This window comes from Neobacillus bataviensis LMG 21833 (assembly GCF_000307875.1).
Classification (GTDB): Bacteria; Bacillota; Bacilli; order Bacillales; family Cytobacillaceae; genus Neobacillus; species Neobacillus bataviensis.
Map to the genome: position 1 here is coordinate 25,135 of NZ_AJLS01000008.1, position 6,839 is coordinate 31,973.

General features: G+C 39.0%; 7 protein-coding genes. All 7 read left to right on the top strand.

Annotated features, from left to right (window positions below):
- The first annotated feature begins 179 nt into the window (after window positions 1–179).
- Window positions 180–1,301 (top strand): ABC transporter ATP-binding protein, encoded by a 1,122-nt coding sequence (locus tag BABA_RS01470; RefSeq protein WP_007083343.1) that lies wholly within the window; start codon window positions 180–182, stop codon window positions 1,299–1,301.
- The gene (locus BABA_RS01475) at window positions 1,298–2,242 is read left to right on the top strand and encodes a carbohydrate ABC transporter permease (RefSeq protein WP_007083344.1); all 945 of its coding nucleotides are present in this window, start codon (window positions 1,298–1,300) and stop codon (window positions 2,240–2,242) included. The genes BABA_RS01470 and BABA_RS01475 overlap by 4 nt, the downstream gene beginning before the upstream one ends.
- Complete coding sequence (locus BABA_RS01480) at window positions 2,239–3,057, top strand: carbohydrate ABC transporter permease (protein ID WP_007083345.1); 819 nt, start codon at window positions 2,239–2,241, stop codon at window positions 3,055–3,057. The genes BABA_RS01475 and BABA_RS01480 overlap by 4 nt, the downstream gene beginning before the upstream one ends.
- Window positions 3,058–3,109: 52 nt before the next feature.
- The gene (locus tag BABA_RS01485) at window positions 3,110–4,447 is read left to right on the top strand and encodes an ABC transporter substrate-binding protein (protein ID WP_007083346.1); all 1,338 of its coding nucleotides are present in this window, start codon (window positions 3,110–3,112) and stop codon (window positions 4,445–4,447) included.
- Between the two features lie 97 nt (window positions 4,448–4,544).
- On the top strand, window positions 4,545–5,315 hold the full coding sequence (locus BABA_RS01490) for a glycerophosphodiester phosphodiesterase (RefSeq protein ID WP_007083347.1): 771 nt from the start codon (window positions 4,545–4,547) through the stop codon (window positions 5,313–5,315).
- A 357-nt stretch (window positions 5,316–5,672) separates the two neighbouring features.
- Complete coding sequence (locus tag BABA_RS01495; RefSeq protein ID WP_007083348.1) at window positions 5,673–6,044, top strand: GntR family transcriptional regulator; 372 nt, start codon at window positions 5,673–5,675, stop codon at window positions 6,042–6,044.
- The coding region (locus BABA_RS01500; RefSeq protein ID WP_007083349.1) for an ABC transporter ATP-binding protein at window positions 6,041–6,839 on the top strand (799 nt) is incomplete at its 3' end. The genes BABA_RS01495 and BABA_RS01500, both read left to right, overlap by 4 nt.

Consider the following 6,839-nt stretch of genomic DNA (forward strand, 5'->3'; position numbering starts at 1 on the left):
CTCAACCCTAACGGCTCGCCAATCGGCGAGCTTTCTTTATGTTAATCATTTGTAAAAAACATGTAAAGAAAGCGTGTTCAATTTATTGGATTTATAGTTTTTGTAAGGGTTCTGTAAAAAAGTCCCTTTTTATGTACGTGCATGATAATATGCAAGTACATAAAAATGGAGGGTAAATAATGAAGCAAATCGAGTTAATTGATATTTCAAAGTCATACGATCGACAATCCAATGTACTGGATGAAATTAATCTATCAATCGACAAAGGTGAGTTCTTTGTTTTGGTTGGTCCTTCAGGATGTGGAAAAAGTACGCTATTAAGAATGATTGCAGGATTAGAAGAAATTTCAGGAGGGGTGCTGAAGCTAAATGGTGAACCAGCCAATCACCTGCCTCCTAAACATAGAAATTTGTCCATGGTCTTTCAAAATTATGCCTTATATCCGCATTTAACAGTGGAACAGAATATTCTTTTCGGACTCGATGTTAAAAAGGTGAATAAGCAAGAGCAGCAAAGAAGGCTAAAAGAAACGGCCGAAATGATTGGTCTAAGTCATTTATTAAAAAGAAAACCGAAAGAACTATCTGGCGGGCAAAGACAAAGAGTGGCACTTGCGAGATCGGTTGTAAGTGAAGCACCGCTTTGCTTAATGGATGAACCACTATCCAATTTAGATGCTAAATTGCGGGCACATATGCGCGTTGAGATTCGTAGATTGCAAAGAAAATTGGGTCTTACGATGATTTATGTGACACATGACCAAGTTGAGGCAATGACAATGGGTGACCGAATCATGGTGTTGAATGAGGGGAAAGTACAGCAAGTCGGAAAGCCGATTACGTTATACAATGAACCGGCTAATACATTTGTCGCTTCCTTTATCGGATCTCCTAAGATGAATTTAGCTGGTGCTGAGCTGAATTTTGACAAACAAATGCTTGTTGTAGAGGGACAGCTAACATTTAACCTAAGTCCTGTGGATTTACAACACATCCCATTAATGGAAAAGCTGACGATTGGCATTCGAGCGGAACATATTTATCCAGCATTTGATCGAGAAGCCACTCATCACTTAGAAGTTGCGAGTGTAGAGCAATTAGGAAATGAAACGATGGTTGTTTTTGAAGAAATAGGCGGTCAATTATGGAATGCTAAATGGCCAGGTCAATGGGCGGTTAATCCAGGAGAAACAGTACCTGTACACCTATCTGTTCGACACTTTTGCTTCTTTGATGCAGCAACTGGTCAACTAGTGCAGGCCGCGAACAATGAACAAGTTCAAGAGGTTGTTGCGCTATGAATACAGAAACAGTCATAAAGTTTGAGTTTGACCAAGTACAGGTACAATTTGAAAAGGCAAGAATACAACAGAGGAAAAAAACCTTATTAAAAGGTCTGTTGTTTCTATCACCATCGATTTTATTATTTAGTATTTTTATCTTTTATCCAATGATACGCACCATCTATTTAAGTTTTTTTCTAACGAATCAAGCAGGGGCTACAACCGTTTTTGTAGGAATGCAAAATTACATAGATATCTTTACATCTCCCATTTTTATGAAAAGTTTATCATCGACCTTTTTATTCGTTCTTTACACTTTGCCAGGGACCATTATCATCAGTTTATTTTTAGCAGTGATTGCCAATGAAAAATTAAAAGGGATCGGCCTTTTCCGTATGATCTTTTCATCCTCTATGGGAGTTTCTGTTGCGGCTGCATCCGTATTCTGGATTTTCTTGTTTCATCCGAGTATCGGATTCTTTAATAAATTATTAGCAGAGCTGGGCTTTGATAAAATCGGCTGGTTAACCGACCCTTCGTGGGCACTTCTATCCGTTTCAGTATCTACAATCTGGATGAATATCGGTTTTACCTTTTTGATTATCCTAGGTGGTTTGCAGTCCATTGACTCTCACTTATACGAAAGTGCAGATATTGTTGGAGCGGGTTTCTTCTATAAATTACGCCGGATTACCATCCCGATGCTTTCCCCTACTTTATTTTTCGTGATTACGGTTTCGATTATTAATGCTTTTCAAACCTTTGGTCAAATCGACATGTTAACAAAAGGCGGACCAAGTAATGAAACCAATCTGATCGTTTACTCGATTTATCGTGAAGCGTTTGTTAATTATCAGTATGGTTCAGCCAGTGCACAAGCTGTTATCTTATTCATCCTTATATTAGTTATGACATTGATTCAATTTAAGTTAGGAGAAAGGAAGGTCCATTATCAATGAGGATATCTCTTTCTTACAAACTCATCATGTATACATTGCTCACGATTTCAGCAGTTGTATTATTTTTACCGATCATCTTTGCTTTTCTAATGAGTTTTATGAATAGCCAGGATGCCATGATGGGAAAAATCATTCCTTCTGTTTGGACACTTGAGAATTATGCAAAGGCATTCGAACGCCTGCCGTTACTTAAATTCTTATTCAATAGTTTAATCATTTCTTTATTAATCATGATTGGCCAGTTGGTTTTATCCAGTTTAGCTGCCTATGCATTTGTCTTTCTCGAGTTTAAAGGAAGAGATGCATTATTTTTCTTGTTTGTAGCAACGATGATGATCCCCTTTGAAGCATCCATCATCCCCAACTTTCAAACGATTAGGGGGATGAATTTAATTGATACATATCCAGGACTTGCTCTGCCATTTCTAGCAACAGCATTTGGGACATTTTTACTGAGGCAAACGTTTAAACAAATTCCTAAAGAGCTTAAAGAGGCTAGTGAAATTGCAGGAATGGGCCACTTTAAATTTTATTTGACAGTCGTATTGCCAGTTGCAAAAACAAGCTTAGTAACGTTAGGAATTTATAGTTTTTTAACGGCTTGGAATATGTATTTATGGCCGCTATTATCGACAACCAATGATTCGGTACGAACCGTGCAGATTGGATTAAAGCAGCTCCAGTCACAAGAAACAGTTAATCAATGGGGAGTAGTTATGGCAGGCGCTATGATCGTTGCGATCCCTACTTTGATTCTATTATTCTTAGGCCAAAATAAACTCCAAAAAGGTTTGGCTGAAGGCGCACTAAAATAATTTAGGGTGTTATGAACTACCAATATATAAAAATAAAAGGAGATTAATCGTTATGAAAAAGCTATTAACTATCTTAACGGCATGTATACTTTTGATTGTTGCAGGCTGCAGTTCCAGTGATGGTGCACGCAGTGCTAATGCAGAATCATCAAAAAGCGGAGAAAAAACGGTTGTAACATTTTGGCACTCAATGAGTGGAAAACCTCAGGAAGCTTTAGATAGCATCGTAAAAGAATTTAATAGCTCTCAAGATAAAATTCAAGTGAATGCGGAATTCCAAGGTACGTACGAAGAGTCATTACCGAAGTTTCATAGTGTAGGGGGAACAAAAGATGCTCCTACCATGATCCAAGTGCAAGAAATTGGGACAATGTCGATGATTAATAGCGGGAATATTGAACCTATTCAAAAATTCATTGATGCTGAAAAATATGATATGAGTGGACTTGAAGAAAACATCATTAATTATTACAAAGTGGACGATAAATTCTATTCCATGCCGTTTAATTCATCAACACCAGTTATGTACTACAATAAGGATGCTTTTAAAGCAGCAGGGTTAGATCCTGAAAAAGCACCAGAAACGTTCGAAGAAATCGAAGAAGCAAGTAAGAAAATTGTTGAAAGCAATAATAAAATGAAAGGTTTTGCTTTACAAGCATACGGATGGTTATTTGAAGAGTTAATAGCAAACCAAGGTGGATTGCTTATGAATAATGACAATGGGCGTTCTGATACACCAACAGAAGTAGCGTTTGGTAAAAATGGTAAATCTATTTTTGAATGGGTAAAGAGAATGACCAATGATAAAACATTTGCTAACTATGGAACAAATTCCGACAATATGCTTTCTGGATTCTTAGCTGGTGATGTTGCGATGTTCTTACAATCTTCAGCTTCATCAAGAGACGTAATTGATAACGCACCTTTTAAAGTAGGTGTAGCTTTCTTGCCTCACCCAAAATCTGAAGAACGTCAAGGTGTAGCAATTGGCGGAGCTAGTTTATGGATGTCAAAAGGTAAACCTGAAGCAGAACAAAAAGCAGCTTGGGAATTTATGAAATACTTACAAACTCCAGAAGTGCAAGCAAAATGGCATGTAGGAACTGGATATTTCGCCATTAACCCAGCAGCTTATGATGAAAAAGTGGTTAAAGATGCTTACAAAGAAATGCCGCAATTACAAGTTTCTGTTCAACAACTTCAAGCAACGAAGCCATCTTTTGCCACTCAAGGTGCATTAATGGATATGATTCCGAAAGAGCGTAAAATTATTGAATCAGCACTTGAATCAGTCTATAACGGTGGAGAAGTAGATAAATCATTTAATGATGCCGTTGAACAAATTAATGCAGCAATTAAGGAATCGAACGCAGCAAGAGGAAAATAAAAATCGCAGGGAAATAGAGAATAAAGCAGCATAGTTGCTTTGTTCTCTATTTCTTTTAGTACAAGGGACGTCTATAAAGAGAGGATGGGTAGCAAGGATGAAGCGTACAAAAATATATGGTCACCGTGGTAGCATGGGGACAATGCCAGAAAATACGTTAATCGGGTTCCGCGAAGCATTGAATGCAGGAGTAGATGGAATTGAACTTGATGTGCAATTGACAAAAGATGGAGAACTGGTCGTAATTCATGATGAACAAATCGACCGGACGACAGATGGACAAGGATATGTGAAGGATTATACCTTGCAGGAACTCAGGCAGTTTAGCGCAGGAATCAAGTTCTCTCATTTAGCATTATTTGATGAAAAAACGTGGAGCCGGGAGAGAATCCCTACATTAGAAGAAGTGCTAGAACTCATTATACCTTATCAAATCGAATTAAATATTGAATTAAAAACGAATGTTTTTCCTTATGAAGGAATTGAGGGCAAGCTTGTTTCACTGGTAAATAAATTTGGATATGCAGATCAAGTTGTTTATTCATCCTTTCATTTACCATCCATTTTAACATTGAAAAAGCTTGAACCGAGTGCGAAAATTGCCTGGTTATTACCTTATGATCTCAGCCGTCCCTCAGAATATGTCCAATGTTTAGAATTAGAAGGATTACATTTTTATAAAGATGTTCTATTAACAAACGATAATTATAAAAAGAACCCTGCTCCATTTAACATAAGAGTTTGGACAGTTAACCAAGAAGATGAAATGAAGCAATTGTTAAGGATGGAGACAATCGACACGATTATGACAGATTTCCCAAAAGAAGCTGCTCTTTTAAGAGATACCACTTATGCAAATGAGTCATGAATGTATAAAAAGCCTACAGCAAATAATAAATGGAAGAATGTCATTTATTTATGAATAAAATAATTTGATTAAATCTAGTCTTCAACTCTTTGATCTTCCACAATACCAACCAATTAAATCATTAGTTATTCAAGAAAAGGGCGCTATCCTTGAACAAGGATATGCGCTCATTTTTCATTTAAGGTCCATATTGTTGAATAACTAAAAAATCATCTCCTACCATTTCTAGTAAACACCCATGTGTGATGGCCCGAATTTTTCTGTAGTGTTTTTTTTGGGCAAATAACCGTTGACGAAACGGTTCCTTTGTTATATGGTTAATTACATGAGTAACTAACCAATGTGGTGGTGTGTATTATGGTTTTAAAGATGGATGACAGCCGTCCCATTTTTTTGCAAATTGCCGAGCATATCGAAGACGATATTATCGAAGGTCGGTTGCAGGAGGAATCGCAAGTGCCGTCAACGACTCAATTTGCATCATTTTTTCAAATCAATCCGGCAACGGCTGCCAAAGGCGTTAATTTGCTGGTGGACGAGAACATTTTGTACAAAAAGCGGGGGATCGGCATGTTTGTATCGACAGGCGCAAAAGCAAGGCTGCTAGAGAAACGGAAGGATAGTTTCTACGAACAGTATGTCGTTGCGATGATTCACGAGGCGGAAAAGCTGGGTATTACGAAAGACCAATTGACGGATATGATCCGGAGGGGAGAAGGAACGAAATGAAGAACATTGTTGAAGTCCAAGGGCTGACCAAAATGTATGCAGGCGTCCATGCAGTGGACGATGTCAGCTTTACCATGGAACCGGGGAAAATTTACGGATTGCTGGGCCGAAACGGCGCGGGCAAAACAACGATTATGCACATGCTGACGGCGCAGATGTTCCCGACAAACGGGAAGGTTCACGTGTTCGGAGAGACTCCTTATGAGAACAATCGAGTATTGAGCAAGGTTTGTTTTATTAAAGAAAGCCAGAAGTATCCCGACCATTTTCGTGTGAGCGACGTGCTGGAGTTGTGTTCGGTTATTTTTCCTAATTGGGATCAGCATTTTGCTGATCAATTGGTGAATGATTTCCATCTTCCACTGAAACGGGGGATAAAGAAGCTGTCGCGAGGTATGCTCTCGACCGTCGGCGTCATCATTGGTTTGGCGAGTCGCGCACCGCTGACGATGTTCGACGAGCCTTACCTGGGGCTGGACGCTGTAGCACGGGAGTTGTTCTATGATCGGCTGATCGAGGATTACGCGGAGCACCCTCGGACAATCGTTTTGTCGACACATTTAATCGACGAGGTAAGCCAGATTTTGGAGCATGTAATCGTCATTGATAGCGGCAAGATAATTCTAAATGAGGATGCGGATATCCTTCGCGGCCAAGCCTATAGCGCTTTAGGGCAGGAGGAGAAAGTAGAATCCTTCATTTCCGGGCAGGAGACGATCGACCGTAAACCATTCGGCGGCCTATTGTCGGCGACAGTGCTAGGAAGTCTGGATCTAGAAAGGCGGAAGCAGGCCG